The sequence below is a fragment of the Collimonas sp. PA-H2 genome, from assembly GCF_002564105.1.
Taxonomy (GTDB): domain Bacteria; phylum Pseudomonadota; class Gammaproteobacteria; order Burkholderiales; family Burkholderiaceae_D; genus Collimonas.
Genome location: NZ_PDBX01000001.1, coordinates 3,815,851 through 3,832,567, shown reverse-complemented (window position 1 = coordinate 3,832,567; position 16,717 = coordinate 3,815,851). Strand labels below are relative to the sequence as shown.

Here is a 16,717-nt window from a genome sequence, read left to right as displayed (position 1 = left end):
TAATCGTCCTGTTTTTCAAAACAATCGATTCAAAACTATCTGATATTCAAAAGTATCGCGCAAAGCGATACTTGCTGCAAGCAGTTAAAACAAGTGCGTTTCTTTCTACCCGCCCTTGATTCTTGCCAGCCCATATATCACAGGAGAATTTCGATGTCCCACTCTGCAGATTTCACCAATGACCGCCGCCATCGCTGGAAAGTGCTGGGCGTCGGCGTAGCGGCCAACGCCAGTTTCTCAGCCGCTTTCAGCGGTATTCCGATTACCGCAGTGCTGATTCGCTCAAGTTATCATTTAAGCAATTCAGAGTTGGGCCTCGTACTAGGCCTGATGGGCCTGGGCATTGCTATCAGCGAATTGCCCTGGGGTCTGCTGACCGACCGCTGGGGCGATCGCCCGGTGCTGCTGACCGGCCTCGCCGCTACCGCCGCGGCGCTGGCGCTGATGGCCTTGTTCGTTGCGCCTGTCGCCGGGCACATACCGGCCCTGCCATTGCTGGCCGGCGGGCTGTTGCTGGTTGGCCTGCTGGGTGGCAGCGTCAACGGCTCCAGCGGCCGCGCCGTGATGACCTGGTTCGGTGAAAGCGAACGCGGCATGGCCATGAGCATTCGGCAGACCGCGGTACCGCTGGGCGGCGCCGCCGGCGCCCTGATCCTGCCGGTGCTGGCGGCCCATCTCGGCTTTGCCGCCGTGTACGGCGTACTCGCCCTGTTCTGCCTCGTCACCCTGTTCTTCACTTGGCTGTGGCTGCACGAACCTGCCGCCGCGCCGGCAGACAAAGCATCAGGCCAGGCTGCCAAAGCAGCGGTCGCCGGACCGGCGCCGCTAAAGGACCGCCAGCTGTGGAGCATCGTCGTCGCCATCGGCATCCTGTGCGCACCGCAGTTTGCGATACTGTCCTTCGGCACGGTATTCCTGCACGATTTCGGCCACGCCGGCATCGCTGCCATCACTGCCGCCATGGCTGCATTGCAAGGCGGCGCCATGATCATGCGGGTCTGGAGCGGCCGCTGGACCGACCGCAACCGCAATCGCCGCGAGTACCTGCGCTTCTGCACCATCTCGGTTGCGGTCGCCTTTGCAGCACTTGCCGCGCTGGTGACGTTTGCCGGCCAGCTGCCCGCAGTTACACCGTTGACGGGGACGCTGCTGCTCGTGATGCTGGTGATTACCGGCGTCAGCGTATCGGCCTGGCACGGCGTGGCTTATACCGAACTGGCGACCATCGCCGGCGCCCGCAATGCAGGCACCGCACTCGGCATGGCGAACACCAGCGTGTTCGTGATGTGCTTCCTGACGCCGCTGGCGCTTCCCCACATCCTGGCGCTAGCCAGCTGGTCGGGCGTGTGGCTGCTGGGCAGCGTGCTGGCTATGATTGCTCTGCCGTTCTTTCCAAAGCCAGTTCAAGCGACGATGGTTTGCCAGGCAGCTTGAGACGCTATGCCGGCGCTTTAATCGGCGCTGTATTTTTCAAACGGCACGGGCAGCTTTCCCTTACCGCTTTCAAGCCGCCGGTTTCCCAGAATCAATGCGTCAGCATTCGGATCGTTGCTGTTGTTCATGACCCAGCTTTCGCTGACGCGCTTGTGGAAAATCCAGTCCTGCATTTTTGGCTCGTAGCGGAAAGTAATGTAATCGGTCCAATGGGCGCCGCAGGCGACGCTGTTTTGTATAGTGAAGTAATGATTCTTGATCGCCAGCCCCTCCTCGCCGTCTTCAAACGGATCGCACTGGCCGCCTTCATCGATGGCAAAAATGACGTGGTCGTTGCGCCTGGCTAAAGTGTATGTGCCGTCGGTATTCTGGACAAACAACAAGAGCGGACGGCGCGGCGCTTTGCCGGTCTTATCGGCGATAGTCTTTTCGTCGGTCTTGTGTATGGCGACCAGGAAGTCTTCCAGCTTGTCGTCGTTCAGCTCTCCGCTCTTGAAGGAAAGCACGGCGTAGCCAGCGGGGATTTGTCCGGCTATGTTTTTTGGCAGGGATGCAGCCTGAGCAGCAGCGAATACTCCGAATAGCAGTGTAAGAAGAAAAGCGTGTTTTCTATCAGTCATTTTCTGCATGAAAAAATCATCCCATAGCCGTAGGTGGACCTATATAAGACCCCTGATCGTAACCGTTCTCGATCATGCTTAATATCTGCTGGACGATCCGTTCCAGTTCATCTTGATTGCATCTGTAATCTTCAATGACGCCATGCGTCTTGTAGAGTGAACGATTGAATCCATCTTCAATATCGTTATACCAAACCACAAATTCACCAAATACTGCCACTGCCCAAAAACCGCCTCCAACATCGCCATATGGATGCTGCGACCATTTCTCGGGAATTATTTTGATGGCGTTCCACAGATGTTCTTGAGACGGGCACATTCTGGTGCGGGCTTCATTCAATTTTTCCCGCAATTGGCCTTGCGATATAGGTTTCCACTCCATCGCTACCAGCTTCAGGAATCTAGTTCTACATAGAGTACATCTGCGATTTTTGAGCCTATCACCATGGAGAAATCCATGAAACACTAATGGTAGGTTTTAATTGCAATGAGAAAAATCCGTTGCCATCTTGCCCAAATTTGAGAAATAAAATTTCTCTTTTGGAGCTGCATTCCAGATTCCATTCAATCACCTTGGCTATATTAAAATCTGCACGAAGAAGATCATTCTGCCACCACTGGAACGCAAATTCTCCCTCATCGGGCGCAACGACGGCGACGATATGATCGTCACCACGGTTCGATACGAATTTCGAACCGCAATACCATCCCGTTCCCGGATAGAGAATCTCTGGTTCAGATTCAAAAAAAACTAGGTAATCGAGAAGTTCGGGTCGGTCTGACATGGTGTTTATTCGTATCTATTGATACTTTCTTAAATGACGACAAATCTCCCGTAGGGTGGGCACTCCGTGCCCACGCGGACGCGACGGGGCGCGAAGCTCGGAACATGAATGCCCACGGCACCGCGTGGGCACGGAGTGCCCACCCTACAACATCGATTCTCAGGATGATGGCTTGTCCTGTTTTATGAAATTCTCAATAATAAAAAATCTTCCATCTTTACACAACCGCAATCGGATAGCAGCCTTTATGAACTCAACCGATTCCAGGCGACCTGCGTCAATGCTGCATTCGCAGCCAATTCGTAAACGAGCGCAAGCGCATGACGAAATCGTCCGAAATGTCATGCGCACCGCTCGCTGCGGACAGAAAATAATTTATAGAATCTGCCATAGCCGGATACAGTCTCAGAAACGAGTCTGCATAATTGTCCAGGCTTTGGGGCCAAGATAGATCGTCGTCCGATCGCAAAATATTAGTAGCCCGAATCAGCTTTCGCGCTGCCGCTCTTTTCAGGAGCTGAATCTCTGTGCGATTGGAAGCCGTCTCGATTCGCTTGGCGTAGCTATCCATGGCATCATGCAAATCACGATTGACAGCCAATGCGATTGCCTTCGACGGCTTGAACGGATCGAACCCGGTCGCCAGGTCATTACCCCAAAGGCAGCGGCAATGATGCTTGAGCCAGAAGCCCCAGCTGTTCACGCTGTCAGCAGCGGTGACGTCCGCCAGGATTCCGATATCGAAATCGATTTTGACGACCTCGGGATGTGCCGCCTGCAGCGCGCTGCGGATCGATTCCAGCTGCTTGCTTTCATCTGGCGCTGCTGCTCGAAGCAATACCAACGTCAGATCAAGATCGGAACGGCTCACGGCTGCATCGCCACGGGCAACGCTGCCGTACAGATAGATGCTATGGATCAAATTCTCGAATTGCGAGCTCAGTGCTGACAACACATCCGCGACCAGAACCTGGAACGCTGGCTGTATCGGCTGATGACCCACAGTCAGGATATAGCCAAGTTCATCAACGCCTTCTTGCTTCAACACGCTACTCCCCGACATGACGAAAATCCCAGTGCGCCAGGATTATCGGGATCTGCCAACGCTAAATCATCCTGACGATCGAGCCTGGCGCCGAAGATAAATGAATACGGCGGATTAAAGCAGCGACGCACCCACCAACCCACTGACCACACCCACCAGCACCGTCAGCAAGCCCACCACCACCAGCACCTTGCCGTCAAAATCCTTGCGCAGCATCAGCAGCGAAGGCAGGCTGACGCTCGGCAGCGTCATCAAGAGCGCCACCGCGGGCGCCATGCCCATGCCGAGCGACAGCATGGTCTGCACGATAGGAATCTCGGCGGCGGTCGGGATCATGAACAGCATGCCGACAATCGCCATCGGCAGCAGCCACAGCAAGCCGTTGCCCATGGCGCCGTCGACGTGCGGGAACAGCCAGACCCGCGCCGCGCCCAGCACCAGTACTGCCAGCACGTACACCGGGATGGTGCTCCAGAACAGCTGCCACAGACTGCGCGCCCAGCGCGTCATGAAATCTTTCTGGTCAGGAGCGCTGGCTTCAGCCACCGCTGCCAGGGTTGCCTCAGGCATTTGCTCCGGCCGCGAAATGCGCTGGGCGATCATTGCGACGCCCAGCACCAGTGCGATGCCTGCCACCAGGCGCAAGGCGACGAAGCCCCAGCCCAGCACGAAACCCATGAATACCAGCGTCGCCGGATTCAATACCGGATTGGCGATCCAGAAGGCCAGCGCCGCGCCCACCGAAACCTGCTGGCGGCGCATGCCTGCTACTACCGGAGCGGCGCAGCAGGTGCACATCATGCCCGGCAAGGCGAACAGGCCACCGCGCAAGGCGGAGCTGAAACTGCTGCCGCCGAACATGCGCAGCAGCCAGTCGCGCGGAATCAGCACTTGCAGCAGGGAGCCCAGGATCACACCCAGCACCGCGGCTTTCCAGATCGCCAGGAAATACACCTTGGCGTAGCTCAAGGCTGCGCTGACCGGTTCGCCCGGGCTGTCGTTGAGGATCGAGGCGCCGATGCTGTGCTTGTCGGCGGCGATGAAAGATTTCAGGTAGTAAGGCGACCACTTGACGTAGTACAGGCCGATCACGGCTACCAGTACGAACAAGGCGGGCTTCCACCAGAACGACAGGCCTCTTGCGGGTGACGGAGAAGAAAGAGTGTTCATGGCGGAGTAATTGATAGTTGACGAAGACAACGCATGATAACCCAGCACAAGCGCCATACAGCACGGCGGCAGCCATTATTGGCGTGGCGCCCGCGATTCTCTGCTGCATGTCTGGCAACTGTCGCCCCTAGCCGCTCAAGAGCGGCACAAGGCGCTCACAAACTCCAGGAAGGCGCTTACCTTGGCAGGCGGCAGATGGCGCGAGGGATACAAGGCATACAGCGGGAACAGTTCGTCGCGCCAGTCTGGGAACAGCTCGACCAGCCGGCCCTCCTGCAAGACGCGTTCAACCCCGAGTTCAAACACCTGGGCGATCGCATGCCCGGCCTCGCACACGCTATACAGGGTACCGGCGTCGTTGACGGTGAGCCGGCCTTTGCTGGCGAGTGTGATGCGTTCGGCGCCACGATGGAATTCCCAGGCAAACGGCCGGCCCGTTTCGGGATCGCGGAATTCGATGCGGGCGTGCTGGCCGCTGTCCAGTTCGGCCGGCGTCTGCGGCCGTCCGTGCCGCTGCAGGTAGGCCGGCGCCGCAACCGTCACGACACGGGTTTCCAGCAGTTTCCTGGCGACCAGCGAGGACGAGGCCGGATGGCCGAAACGCAAGGCCAGGTCGACGCCGTCAGCCACCAGATCGCCCAGCTGGTTACTGGTGAACAGGTCCAGTTGCAATTCGGGGTAGCTGCTCATGAACTGGTCCAGCGCCGGGCCGAGAATCAGGCGGGAAAAATACGGATCGATATTTACCCGCAAGCGTCCGCGCACTGCCCTGGCACTGCCGGCGGCGCCATCGGCAGCCTGCTCCAGGCTGGCCAGCAAGGGCGCGATCTCTTGATACAGGCGCCGTCCTTCATCGGTCAGCGTGACCGAGCGCGTAGTACGGTCGAACAGACGGATGCCCAGCCGCTTTTCCAGCCGGGCAATAGCGCGGCTGACGCCGGAAGGCGTCATGTCCAGGCTTTCGGCGGCTTGCACAAAGCTGCCGCCGTCTACCACTGCCGACAACACCGCCATGCCGCCGACCAGGCGTCCGTCGAAACTCATTAGTGATTTCTAGTCATTTAATCAATGACACTCATGCTATCGGAGAATCAAACCCGGCGCTGCATAATTCTCGCCAATGCGACAACAGTCGTCTTCAACAGGAGAAATGAAATGTATGCAATCACAGGTATCAGCGGTCAGGTCGGCGGTGCAGTGGCTCGCACCTTACTGGCAGAGGGACATGCCGTACGCGCCGTGGTGCGCGACGCCGCCAAGGGCGAAGTCTGGGCAAAACAGGGTTGCGAAACGGCGCTGGCCGAGATGAACGATGCGGCGGCGCTGCAAGCCGCGTTCAGCGGCGTCGACGGCGTATTCATCCTGTTGCCGTCTAACTTTGCACCGTCGCCCGGCTTTCCCGAGGTACGGCGCATAGTGGCAGCGCTGTACCAGGCGCTGGCCGCGGCCAGGTCGGCCAAAGTGGTGTGCCTGTCGACGATCGGCGCGCAGGCGACACAAACCAATCTGCTGACCCAGCTGCAGATCATGGAAACCGAACTGGGCAGACTGGATCTGCCGCTGACCTTCCTGCGGCCGGCCTGGTTCATGGAAAACGCCTTATGGGATGTGGCGCCGGCACGCAACAGCGGCGTGATTCCAAGCTTCCTGCAGCCGCTCGACAAACCAGTGCCGATGATCGCCACCGCCGATGTGGGCAGGGTGGCGGCTGAATTGCTGCTGGAACAATGGCAAGGCCAGCGCATCGTTGAGCTGGAAGGGCCGGAACGGGTAACGCCGAACCAGATCGCCGCCACCTTTGCCGAGCTGCTGGCGCAGCCGGTACGCATGGAAGCCGTGCCGCGCGCGACCTGGCGCGAGATTTTCAGCGCCCAGAGCCCGGCCGATCCTGAGCCGCGCATGCAGATGCTGGACGGCTTTAACCAGGGCTGGATCGAATTTGCCGGACCGCCGCGCAAAGGCAAGGTGGCGCTGGCCACCGTGTTGAAGAATTTACTGGCGGCACCGGCCGTGTAACAAGCGCGTTATCTGCCAGGGCAAAAAAAAACCCGCCTGACCTTGCGGTAGCGGGTTGAATCCAAACCTTAGGAGGTGTTGGAGGAGACAGGTGTAACTATATGGCAGTGCAGCATCGATGTCTGCTTTATTATTTGTATAACAGTTATAGATAAATCACATATCTCTCGGGCGGCTCAAATCGGGCCGCGATCGATCCGCTTGCTCAGGATGATGGAGGTCGAAGTATGCCGCACGCCTTCCATGGCGCCGATCTGGTCCAGCAGGCGGTCCAGTTCGTCAGTCGACTGACAGCGCAAGGTCAGCATGTAATCGATCACGCCGCTCACCGCGCAGAGCGTCTCTACCTGTGACATTTTTTGCAACTGCTGCACTAAAAGTGGTGCGTTGCGGGAATCGATCGAAATGCCGACATAGGCGCGCACTGCCGGCTGGTACAGCTCCAGGTCCAGGCGCACGCCGTAACCGGCGATCACGCCCTTCTTTTCCATCGCCGCCAGGCGCGCTATCGCCGTAGTCCGGGCGATGCCGACGCGCTTGGCGACGGTGGCCATGGAAAGCCGGGCGTCATCCATCAGCAAGGCCAGGATTTTGTGGTCGACTTCGTCGAGTTTCTCTCTCATCGCGACAATCCATCTTCAATGTTCGTCAAATTGTATCGTTATTATACATTTTGACGACTATTTACACTCTATTATCTGACTTTGCTTGAATTTAGAATGGTGTCAGCAGAACAGCAGCATTGACCATAACTACATAACCAAGAGTGAGCGACGACATGACTACCAAACTGATCCTATTAGGCGCCGGCAAGATCGGCGACGCTATCCTCAACCTGTTGTCGCACACAGGCGACTATATCCTGACCGTGGCCGACCGCGATCCGCAACGCCTGGAGTACGTGAAACAGGCGGGTTTTCCTAACGTCACAACGATCCTGGCGGATATCTCGCACGCCCCTACCGTGACCAAGCTGATCAGCGGCCATGACGTCACCCTGTCGGCCTGCCCTTACTTCCTGACCCCGGTCATCGCGGCAGCGGCCAAAGCCGCCCACTCGCACTACTTCGACCTGACCGAAGATGTCGAGAGCACTCGTTTCGTCAAATCGATCGCCCAGGATTCGACCACCGCCTTCGTGCCGCAATGCGGCCTGGCGCCCGGCTTCATTTCGATCGTCGCCAACGATGTCGCCAACCGTTTTGAAACCTTGCACGACGTCAAGATGCGCGTGGGCGCGCTGCCGACCTTCCCGAGCAACGCGCTCAAATACAATCTGACCTGGAGCACCGACGGCCTGATCAACGAGTACTGCAATCCTTGCGAAGCGATTGTCGACGGCACCCTGCGCGAAACTTCGCCGCTGGAAGAGCTGGAGCATTTCTCGCTGGACGGCATCGACTACGAAGCTTTCAATACCTCGGGCGGCCTCGGCACCCTGTGCGAAAGCTGGCAAGGCCGGATCCAGAACCTGGATTACAAGACCGTGCGCTACCCTGGCCATCGCGACATCATCAAGATCCTGGTGCGCGATCTGCAGTTGGGCAAGCTGGAACGCCGTCCGATCCTGAAAGAAGTACTGGAAACCTCGATCCCGATCACCAAGCAAGACGTGGTGCTGACTTTCGTCAGCGTCAGCGGCATGCGCGACGGCCGTCTTGAGCAAGAAACCTATGCCAAGAAGATCTACAGCCAGCACGTCAACGGCCAGCTGCTGTCGGCGATCCAGCTGACTACCGCGGCAGGCATTTGCGCGATGGTCGACCTGGTGGTGACCGGCGTGTTGCCGCAAAGCGGCTTCGTGCGCCAGGAACAAGCGACTTTGTCCGACTTCCTGGGCAACCGCTTTGGACAGTTCTACGCCAGCCACGCGCCTGCCCACGGCGGCTTTGCACCGGCCAGCAATACCGATTTCAACAAATTGAAAGCGGTTGCATAAGCGGATTACATAAGCGGATTACATAAGCAGGTTACATACGCTGATCGGAAACACACGAACAAAGAGTAGTTGGTAAAACGGCCGGTATAGCTCTCGCGAGTAATACCGGCCGTTTTTTATTGTCCCGTTGCGCCGAGATCAAGGCGAGATTGGTTCTGCCATCATCAGAAAGACATGCGGGCGCCAACCGAGAACACATTGTTGACCACGCCGCCCTTGCCGAACTGCGCATCGTAATTGCCGTACCAGCTCCACTTGCGGCTGACCGCGGTGGTGATGCCGATGCCGGCCCAGCCGCTGTTACGCGGCAGGCCGATGCCCTGCACGTTAAAGCCTGCTGTCGGCGCGCCCACGAAGGCCGCGTTGAAATCCAGCTTGCCGCCGTTGAAGCCGTGCTGCCAGGCGCCATAGGCTTGCAGATTGCTGCTGCCGGCAAACCAGTCCAGCTTGGTGTCGCCGCGCAAACCCAATACGCTTGCAGTCTGCTGATAAGTGCTGCTGCCGGCGGTCAGGCCGAACGCGCTGCCGCTTTCGCTGAAGCCGCCGCGCTTGAGACGGTCATAGCTGATGCCGGCAAAAGGCGTCAGCGTCGAGGTCGGCGACAGCTGGCGTACGTAGCCGGTTTCGGCATAGGCCGAAATCATGCTGTCGTTATGCTTGGCGGACAGGCTGTCGACTTCGCTGCCGAGTATCGCCGTGCGGTTGATCTTGCTGCTGATGCTGGCGACGCCGGCGCGGCCGGAGACATACACGCCGTCCTTGCTGAGCGCATAACGGCCGTAAAGGGACAGGCTGGCGTCCTGGCTGTTGGAGGCGCCGCCGAAGCGATCGAAGCTGGCCTTGCTTTCCGAGTAGGACAGCGCGGCGCCGACGATCGCCTTGTCATTCAAATGGGTATCGAAGCCGAACTGGCCGCCCCAGGTCGAGGTGTCGGCCGAGGAATAGCCCGACTGGCCGAGCTTGCCGGTGGCGCCGATCACGCTGGCCCACAAACCTGCCTTGGCGTCCTGTGAAATCGGGCTGCCCAGCAGCGCAAGGCGATTCGACAAATCGCGGTTGATGGCTTGCGACTGCTGGAAAGTCAGCGCTTGCGACGAGGCGTAGATCTGTCCGGACAAACTGTCCAGCACCTGGCCCGCTGCGGCAATATCCGCCGTGCGCTGGATTGCCGCGGCGCTGCTCAGGAAGGCCGCATTGCTGCCGCCGGTGTTGCCGCTGGCGACCATGGCGTCGGCCGCTTTCAGCCCTTGCTCGACGTTGGCGGCGCTGTTGTTGCGGGTAGGATCGGCGGCAAACGCTTGCGCCGCAACCGCCTGCACACTGTTGCGGGCGATGGTGAGATCCACCTCGTTAGCCGTATAGCCCAGCGTCGCGCTCAGGAAAGTGCCCGGATTGAATGCCGTGCCGTCGTGCTCGAACGAGACGTCCTGGAACTGGCCGCTAACGCCGCTGGCGGCCGTCAGCACCTTGCCTTTGACGCCGACCTGCTGCGCCACGTAGCCGGACGGATCGCTGCTGCCGGCCGGCGTGGTGGCGACCAGGTGCGAATTGCCGAGCGCCGCGCTGCCGCCTACCGTCAAGGTCGAATTAAACTGATTGGCCAACACAGCGCTGGCGCTGGCCGTGTAATTGCCGTTGATGGTCATGCCGCTGCCGGTATTGCTGAGGCGGCCGTAGTTGAACACGCTGCCGCCGACCTTGCCGCCGGCGCCGGAGAGGACGCCTGTGCTGTCAATCGTCACCGCAGTAGCCACCGCGCCGGTGAGATTGAGCGTGCCCTTGAGTACTTCGGTGGCGCCGCTGTAAGTGTTATTGCCGGCCAGGGTCAGCGTGCCGCTGCCATCCTTGAGCAAGCCGGCATTGCCGCCGATGTCGTTGCCGAAGGTCGAGCTGACAGCATCAAATTTAGCGATGAAATTGCCGCCCAGCGTCAGCCGGGTATCGAACAAGGCCGGCCCGCTGGCGGCTTTGCTGGCATTCAGCAAACCCCAGCCGTAGGTGGCGGTATCGCCCATGCTGGTGGCGGTCGACAGGATGGTCTGGCGGATCTGGTCGGCACTCATCCAGGGGAAGGCTTGCTGCACCAGGGCCGCGGCGCCAGTGACCGCAGGCGTCGCAAACGAGGTGCCGTAGACGCGGCCGTTGGCCGTCGCCGAAATGAAATCGCCGGGCGCCGCCAGGCACCAGTTGGCGGCTTCGCCGCAGCGGTTGGAATAGCTGGAAAGCACGCCCGGCGTGGTATCGCTGCTGCTGTAGCCTTGCGCGCCGCCGGCGGCGTTCACCGCTACCACGGCCAGCCAGCCCTTTTGCAGGTCCGGATAGAGGGCAGGCAAACCGGCTGTCAGGCTGGGATGGGCGCTGCCGTCATTGCCGGCGGCCCAGATAAACAGGCTGCCTTGGCTGACGAAAGGCTGATAAATGTTGTAGAAGGTGGGGCCATTGCCGGCCGGCGTGGCGATCGAGCCGAATGCGTTCGACTGGTTGAAGATGCGCGCGCCCTTGTTGAACAAATCCTGGTACACCGGGGTGTTAAAAGAAACGTTGTCGCCGCCGGTGCCGACCGTGGCCCCCAGCATGCTCACCGACGGCGCCACGCCGTAGCTGCTGCCGCCCAGGGCTTCCGCCACTTCGCTGCCGTGCGGATTGCCGGCGCCGCCGCTGGCATACACGGTCTTGACCAGGTGTCCGGCAAACTCCGGATCGGAGACATTGAAATCGGTATCGACTACCGCCACCGTCACGCCGGCGCCGGTGAGGCCGCGCGCATGGGCCGCATTGGCATTGCTCGGATCGCTGGTACTGAGGATTGGCGCTGCCGCTGCCGGCGCCGCTGTGGTTGGCGCCGGATTGGTGGAGACCGGCTGCTGGGCGCCATCGGGACTGCTGGAGCCGCCGCCTCCGCCGCCGCAGGCTGCAAGCGTGCTCATGACGGCGATGGAAACTACTGACAAAGGAAAACGACTGATGTGTTTGCGATTCATGGGCCTACTCGATTGAATAACTTGCGGCAAACACAGTCTGAAAACAATTGTCCTCCCAGTGCTTTACGCCAAATTACGTGGTGAAAATTTGCTTGCAAAGATACCGTCGCGCAAGAATCGATACAATACAAAGCTGTCATTAAATGCTAAAAAAATGAGCAGTTCTTGTGAATTGTTGTGAAATCACAGCATGCAAGATCGTCATCTTTACTGAAAAATAGCAAGTAGTTACCAATAAATGACCACAAATTAATAACTAAATATCAAACTGAAAACATTTTGACGTAAAGCCTTTTTCGGCATTGAGACGACAGATCGGGACGAAAAAAAGCCTGCCTCGCGGCTAATGCCGTTCAGTTAAGACTGAACGGCATTTTTATTTGCGGAACTCGTAGGGTGGGCACTCCGTGCCCACGCGGACGGACCGGGGCGCGGAGCCGGGGCACGAATGTCAGGGACACGAATATCCATGATACTGCGTGGGCACGGAGTGCCCACCCTACGCCATGTCGTTCTGCCCTAACTGAACAGCATTACTGCCTCGCGGCAGACTTTTTGTCGAAAAGCGTCAGACGCTGGATGACCTGCATCACCCCTGCAAAGCCGCTTTCCAGGCTTCCGCCTGACCCAGGAAGCGTCCGGCATCCAGCGTTTGCAGTTTCTCTCCGCGCTGCAGGGCGAAAGTAGGAAAGCCCTGGCCGCCAACCTTGTTCAGCAGCGCCCGGCTGGCAGCGATATGCGCCTGCGTGGCCGCGCCTTGCTGGGTCGCAAATGCGCTGTCAAACTGCGCCGCATCAAGACCGAGCTCCAGCGCCAGCCTGCGCAGCACCGCCGCATCGGCCACCCGCAAGCCTTGCACATAGTGCGCAGTCTGGATCCGCGCCAGCATGTCCAGCCCGCGGCCGCTGCCGGCTTCAGCAGCCAGCACCGCGCTGATCGGCGGTTCCGAGTCCAGTATCGCCGTGGTGTCCAGCAGCAGGCCATTGAAGTAGTCGTCGCCAAACGGCTGGCCGCTCATCGCCGCGATCCGGTGATCGTGCTGCATCACGTAGTTGCGCAGCTGCGTGCTGATCTGCCGGCGATTACTGCCGGTCATCATGCCGCCGCCGTGCAGCACGATGGAGAGGCCGTCGATCTCACGGGCCGCCGTCAGCAAGGGGGCGGCGCCGTAGCACCAGCCGCACAGCGGATCGTAGATATAGTGCAGCACCGTGCTGCTGGCGGCTGCCGGCGCTGCTGCTTCGGCATTGGCTGCGGCGTCGGGAAGTTCGCAGCTGCCGTCGCTGCAATGATCGCGCTCTACCATTTCATTTCACCTTTGCTGACCTTGGCGCCCAGTTCCAGGGAAGAGACGCCGTCCAGGTTCGGATAATGCTTCTTCATCGCTTCGATCAGGGCGGCAGAATCCTTGGCCTTGACGGTTTCGGCCTCATAGGTTTTCAGGTAATCCTTGGTGAAGCGCACCGATTCGATGTTTTGCGGCGCACCGGCGCTGAAATGGCCTGGCACCACGACTTTCGGATGCAGGGCACTGATCTTGTCGAGCATCTTGATCCATTGCTGGCGCGAGGCCAGGGTCTGGGTGTCAGCCGTCCACACATGTTCATTGCCGACCACCAGCACGCCGCCCACCACGGCTTTCAGCGATGGAATCCAGACGAAGCTGCGGTCCGGGCTGGCGCCGTCGAGACCGATGACTTCCAGCTTGCGGCCTTCCAGGGTCAGCGTGTTGCCTTCCAGCGCTTCCGGCACGATCAGCTGCTTAGGTGCGTTGGCGCCCAACTTCGGGCCCCAGAACGCCAGCTTGCCTTCCATGGTGGCCTTGATATGGGCGACTACCGGCGCCGGCGCCACGATCTTGGCCTCCGGATAAGCGGCTTTCAGTACTTCCAAGCCGAAGTAGTAATCAGGATCGCCGTGGCTGATGTAGATGGTGGTCAGCTTCTTACCGCTGTCCTGCACTTTTTTTAGCAGTTGCTCGGCGCTGGCGCGGTCGAACTGGGCATCGATGACGATGGCGTCGGTGTTGCCGGTAATCAGCTCGGATGACACTGGGAAAATGCCATTGGCGCCCGGATTATAGACTTCCAGCTTGAGCGGCTGCGGTGCAGACGTAGCAGCAGCGGCGGAAGCGGCGATCATCAGGCCGGCGCTAGCTGCCAGCAGCGAGCGGAATACTGTGCGTTTGAACATCGATATCTCCAGAATGAGGTGAAAGAACCATCATCATAGTTGCCAAAAACGATGCAAAAAACCCCATAATGACGATTAGTTTGTTGCATGAATCGATCAAATTAATCATATAGACAGGAATAGCCATGGACAGACTGATCGCGATGCAAGTCTTTGTCGAGGTTGCCGACCAAGGCAGCCTGACCGCCGCCGCCGACAAGCTGGACATGTCGCGCGCCATGGTCTCCCGCTACCTGGCCGAACTGGAGGAATGGGTGGGTGCGCGCCTGCTGCACCGGACTACCCGCAAGCTCAGCCTGACCTCGGCCGGCAGCGACACCTTGCCGCGTTGCCGGCAAATGCTGGACATGGCCGGCGACATCCAGTCCTCGGCGGCAGCGCCCGAAAACACGCCGCGCGGAACGCTGCGCCTGACCTTCAGCATGTCGATGGGGCAAACCTATCTGGTGCCGCTGCTGACCCGCTTCCTCAAGCGTTATCCCGGCACCGCGATCGACATGCTGATGGTGGACCGTACCGTCAACCTGATCGAAGAACGGGTCGACCTGGCGATCCGCATCACCAATGCGCTCGATCCCAACCTGATTGCACGCAAGCTGGCGGTTTGCCATTCGGTAGTGGTGGCGGCGCCGTCGTATCTGGAGCAGCACGGCACGCCGAAAACCGTGGAAGACCTGGCCTTGCACAACTGCCTGACCTATTCCTATTTCGGTAAAAGCCTGTGGGAATTCGAGAAGGATGGCGCGCCGGTCGCAGTGCCGGTAGGCGGCAACATGAGCGCCAACGAATCGTCGGTGCTGCTGGAAGCGGCGGTGTGTGGAGCCGGGATTGCCTTGCAGCCGCTGCACGCCGCCTCAGGATTGCTGCATGATGGTAGACTACGGGCGCTGCTCGGCGAATATCGCCCGCGCGAATTGAGTATTTACGGCGTCTATGCTTCGCGCCGTCAAATGCCTGCCATCCTGCGCGCCATGCTCGATTTCCTGGTCGAGGAATTCAGCGCAGACTCCGGCTGGGAAGCGCCGGTCAATTGAATTAACTAATTTCTTCAGGCGATTTCGCCAGACAACTTCACCCGTTGACGCCATGTGCGGCTTTGCCGCAATAGCTCGGTCAGCACCCTGTACCTAATCGCAAACCGGCCAGCCCGGCGCGATGCCCGATCTCTGGCTTTACAGCTTCACCCCGTCTTTACCAAGCGAATCAAACAATGCAAAAAATTTCCACGCTTACCCGCAGCACCCTGATGTTTCCGCTGGCCCTGGTCCTGTTCGAGTTTTCGGTATACATCGCCAACGACATGATCCAGCCGGGCATGCTGACAGTGACCCGCGAATTCGGCGCCAGCGCGGCCTGGATGGCGTCTGCCATGACCGCCTTCCTGGTCGGCGGCGCGATCTTCCAATGGCTGTTCGGACCGCTCTCGGACCGCATCGGCCGCCGTCCGGTGATGTTGGGCGGCACCCTGTTTTTCATCATCGCCTGCCTGGCGACGCTGTTCTCACGCAGTATCGAAAGCTTCATCGCCTTGCGCGTGCTGCAAGGCATGGGCTTGTGCTTCATTTCTTCGGTCGGCTATGCCGTGGTGCAGGAAGCCTTCGAAGAAAAGGCGGCGATCCGGGTCACCGCGCTGATGGCCAATGTGGCGCTGATTGCGCCGCTGATCGGCCCGGTCGCCGGCGCCTTCATGATTGAAGTGCTGCCGTGGCGCATGGTGTTCGTGTTCATCGCCGCGATCGCCACCATAGCCTTGATCGGCCTGGCGCGGCACATGCCTGAAACCGTCAAGCCGCGCAAGGAAAAACTGCCGCTGACGCAGATCTGGCATGACTACCGTGCAGTGGTCGGCAACCTGCACTTCGTCAAGGCGGCGATGTGCATGCCCTTGCTGGCGATTCCGCTGATCGGCTGGATCGCCATGTCGCCGGAAATCCTGGTGGCCGACGGCCATCTGAGCGTGATCGAATACGGCTACTGGCAGATTCCGGTGTTCGCCTGCCTGATCGCCGGCAACCTGGTGCTGGCGCGCCAGGTTGACCGCTGGCGCCTGGGCAGCTCGATCAAGATCGCGCTGTATCCGATCGCGCTCGGCATTCTGATCATGCTGTTCGGCGCCGCCTTCCTCGATACGCCCTACTTCCTGGTGGCGGCGATCAGCGTGATCGCTTTCGGCGAAGGCTTGTCGGCGGCGGTGATGATCCGCTTCACCCTGACTGAAAGCCCGGTCTCTAAAGCCACCGTGGCCGCCACCATGGGCATGATCAACATGACCCTGTACGGCGTCGGCATCGAACTGTACAAGGTGTTTTACCTGTACGCGGGAATGATGGGCTTTGCGCTGTTCTCGACCGCTGTCATTGCGCTGTACTGGTATTTGTCGCGCAGCGTGGTGGCGCGCGCCATGCAGGCGCGGCTGACCGGCCATGAAGAGAAAGAAGCGGGACCATTGATTTGAGGGGATTTGAGGAGGAATGCAGGGAGCGCATGCGCTCCCTGCACCGACGCCAGACGGCGCCGGCAGCCGACAATGGCAG

The 16,717-nt window shown here is 59.5% G+C and carries 15 protein-coding genes; 5 read left to right on the top strand and 10 right to left on the bottom strand.

Going from position 1 to position 16,717, the window contains the following annotated elements; genetic code table 11:
• Positions 1-153 precede the first annotated feature (153 nt).
• Positions 154-1,434 (top strand): MFS transporter, encoded by a 1,281-nt coding sequence (locus BCF11_RS17650; RefSeq protein WP_098495899.1) that lies wholly within the window; start codon positions 154-156, stop codon positions 1,432-1,434.
• A 17-nt stretch (positions 1,435-1,451) separates the two neighbouring features.
• Here the strand turns inward: BCF11_RS17650 and BCF11_RS17645 are convergent, their stop codons facing one another.
• The 6 genes from BCF11_RS17645 to BCF11_RS17625 all read right to left on the bottom strand — a co-directional run bounded on the left by BCF11_RS17645 (position 1,452) and on the right by BCF11_RS17625 (position 6,098).
• Positions 1,452-1,940 carry a hypothetical protein gene (locus BCF11_RS17645; RefSeq protein WP_098495898.1) on the bottom strand — a complete coding sequence of 163 codons (489 nt, stop codon included), beginning with the start codon at positions 1,938-1,940 and terminating at the stop codon, positions 1,452-1,454.
• Positions 1,941-2,070: 130 nt separating this feature from the next.
• Positions 2,071-2,436, bottom strand: coding sequence for a hypothetical protein (locus BCF11_RS17640; protein WP_098495897.1), 366 nt, complete (start codon positions 2,434-2,436; stop codon positions 2,071-2,073).
• A gap of 58 nt (positions 2,437-2,494) precedes the next feature.
• On the bottom strand, positions 2,495-2,839 hold the full coding sequence (locus tag BCF11_RS27640; RefSeq protein ID WP_143751366.1) for a hypothetical protein: 345 nt from the start codon (positions 2,837-2,839) through the stop codon (positions 2,495-2,497).
• 277 nt (positions 2,840-3,116) lie between these two features.
• Entirely contained in the window at positions 3,117-3,887 is a 771-nt protein-coding gene (locus BCF11_RS17635; RefSeq protein WP_143751365.1) for a nucleotidyltransferase domain-containing protein, read from the bottom strand.
• 111 nt (positions 3,888-3,998) lie between these two features.
• Entirely contained in the window at positions 3,999-5,054 is a 1,056-nt protein-coding gene (locus tag BCF11_RS17630) for a permease (RefSeq protein ID WP_098495895.1), read from the bottom strand.
• 135 nt (positions 5,055-5,189) lie between these two features.
• The gene (locus BCF11_RS17625) at positions 5,190-6,098 is read right to left on the bottom strand and encodes a LysR family transcriptional regulator (RefSeq protein ID WP_098495894.1); all 909 of its coding nucleotides are present in this window, start codon (positions 6,096-6,098) and stop codon (positions 5,190-5,192) included.
• A gap of 111 nt (positions 6,099-6,209) precedes the next feature.
• On the opposite strand from BCF11_RS17625, the gene BCF11_RS17620 reads away from it, so the two are divergent.
• Entirely contained in the window at positions 6,210-7,070 is an 861-nt protein-coding gene (locus tag BCF11_RS17620; RefSeq protein ID WP_098495893.1) for an NmrA family NAD(P)-binding protein, read from the top strand.
• A 176-nt stretch (positions 7,071-7,246) separates the two neighbouring features.
• Here BCF11_RS17620 and BCF11_RS17615 read toward each other — a convergent pair whose 3' ends face one another.
• A complete protein-coding gene (locus BCF11_RS17615; protein ID WP_061938265.1) occupies positions 7,247-7,693 on the bottom strand; it encodes an Lrp/AsnC family transcriptional regulator in 447 nt (148 codons plus the stop codon).
• Between the two features lie 155 nt (positions 7,694-7,848).
• On the opposite strand from BCF11_RS17615, the gene BCF11_RS17610 reads away from it, so the two are divergent.
• Positions 7,849-9,009, top strand: coding sequence for a saccharopine dehydrogenase family protein (locus tag BCF11_RS17610; protein ID WP_098497553.1), 1,161 nt, complete (start codon positions 7,849-7,851; stop codon positions 9,007-9,009).
• Between the two features lie 164 nt (positions 9,010-9,173).
• On the opposite strand, the gene BCF11_RS17605 is transcribed toward BCF11_RS17610, so the two are convergent.
• The 3 genes from BCF11_RS17605 to BCF11_RS17595 form a co-directional block, all read right to left on the bottom strand.
• Positions 9,174-11,990, bottom strand: coding sequence for an autotransporter serine protease (locus tag BCF11_RS17605; protein WP_199110904.1), 2,817 nt, complete (start codon positions 11,988-11,990; stop codon positions 9,174-9,176).
• A 589-nt stretch (positions 11,991-12,579) separates the two neighbouring features.
• A complete protein-coding gene (locus BCF11_RS17600) occupies positions 12,580-13,296 on the bottom strand; it encodes a DsbA family protein (RefSeq protein WP_098495891.1) in 717 nt (238 codons plus the stop codon).
• Complete coding sequence (locus BCF11_RS17595; RefSeq protein WP_098495890.1) at positions 13,290-14,183, bottom strand: MBL fold metallo-hydrolase; 894 nt, start codon at positions 14,181-14,183, stop codon at positions 13,290-13,292. The genes BCF11_RS17600 and BCF11_RS17595 overlap by 7 nt, the downstream gene beginning before the upstream one ends.
• Before the next feature lie 125 nt (positions 14,184-14,308).
• Here BCF11_RS17595 and BCF11_RS17590 point away from each other — a divergent pair, with 125 nt between their 5' ends.
• Together BCF11_RS17590 and BCF11_RS17585 are read left to right on the top strand one after the other, a co-directional pair.
• Entirely contained in the window at positions 14,309-15,217 is a 909-nt protein-coding gene (locus tag BCF11_RS17590) for a LysR family transcriptional regulator (protein WP_098495889.1), read from the top strand.
• A gap of 176 nt (positions 15,218-15,393) precedes the next feature.
• Positions 15,394-16,638 carry an MFS transporter gene (locus tag BCF11_RS17585; RefSeq protein ID WP_098495888.1) on the top strand — a complete coding sequence of 415 codons (1,245 nt, stop codon included), beginning with the start codon at positions 15,394-15,396 and terminating at the stop codon, positions 16,636-16,638.
• The last annotated feature ends 79 nt before the right edge of the window (positions 16,639-16,717 follow it).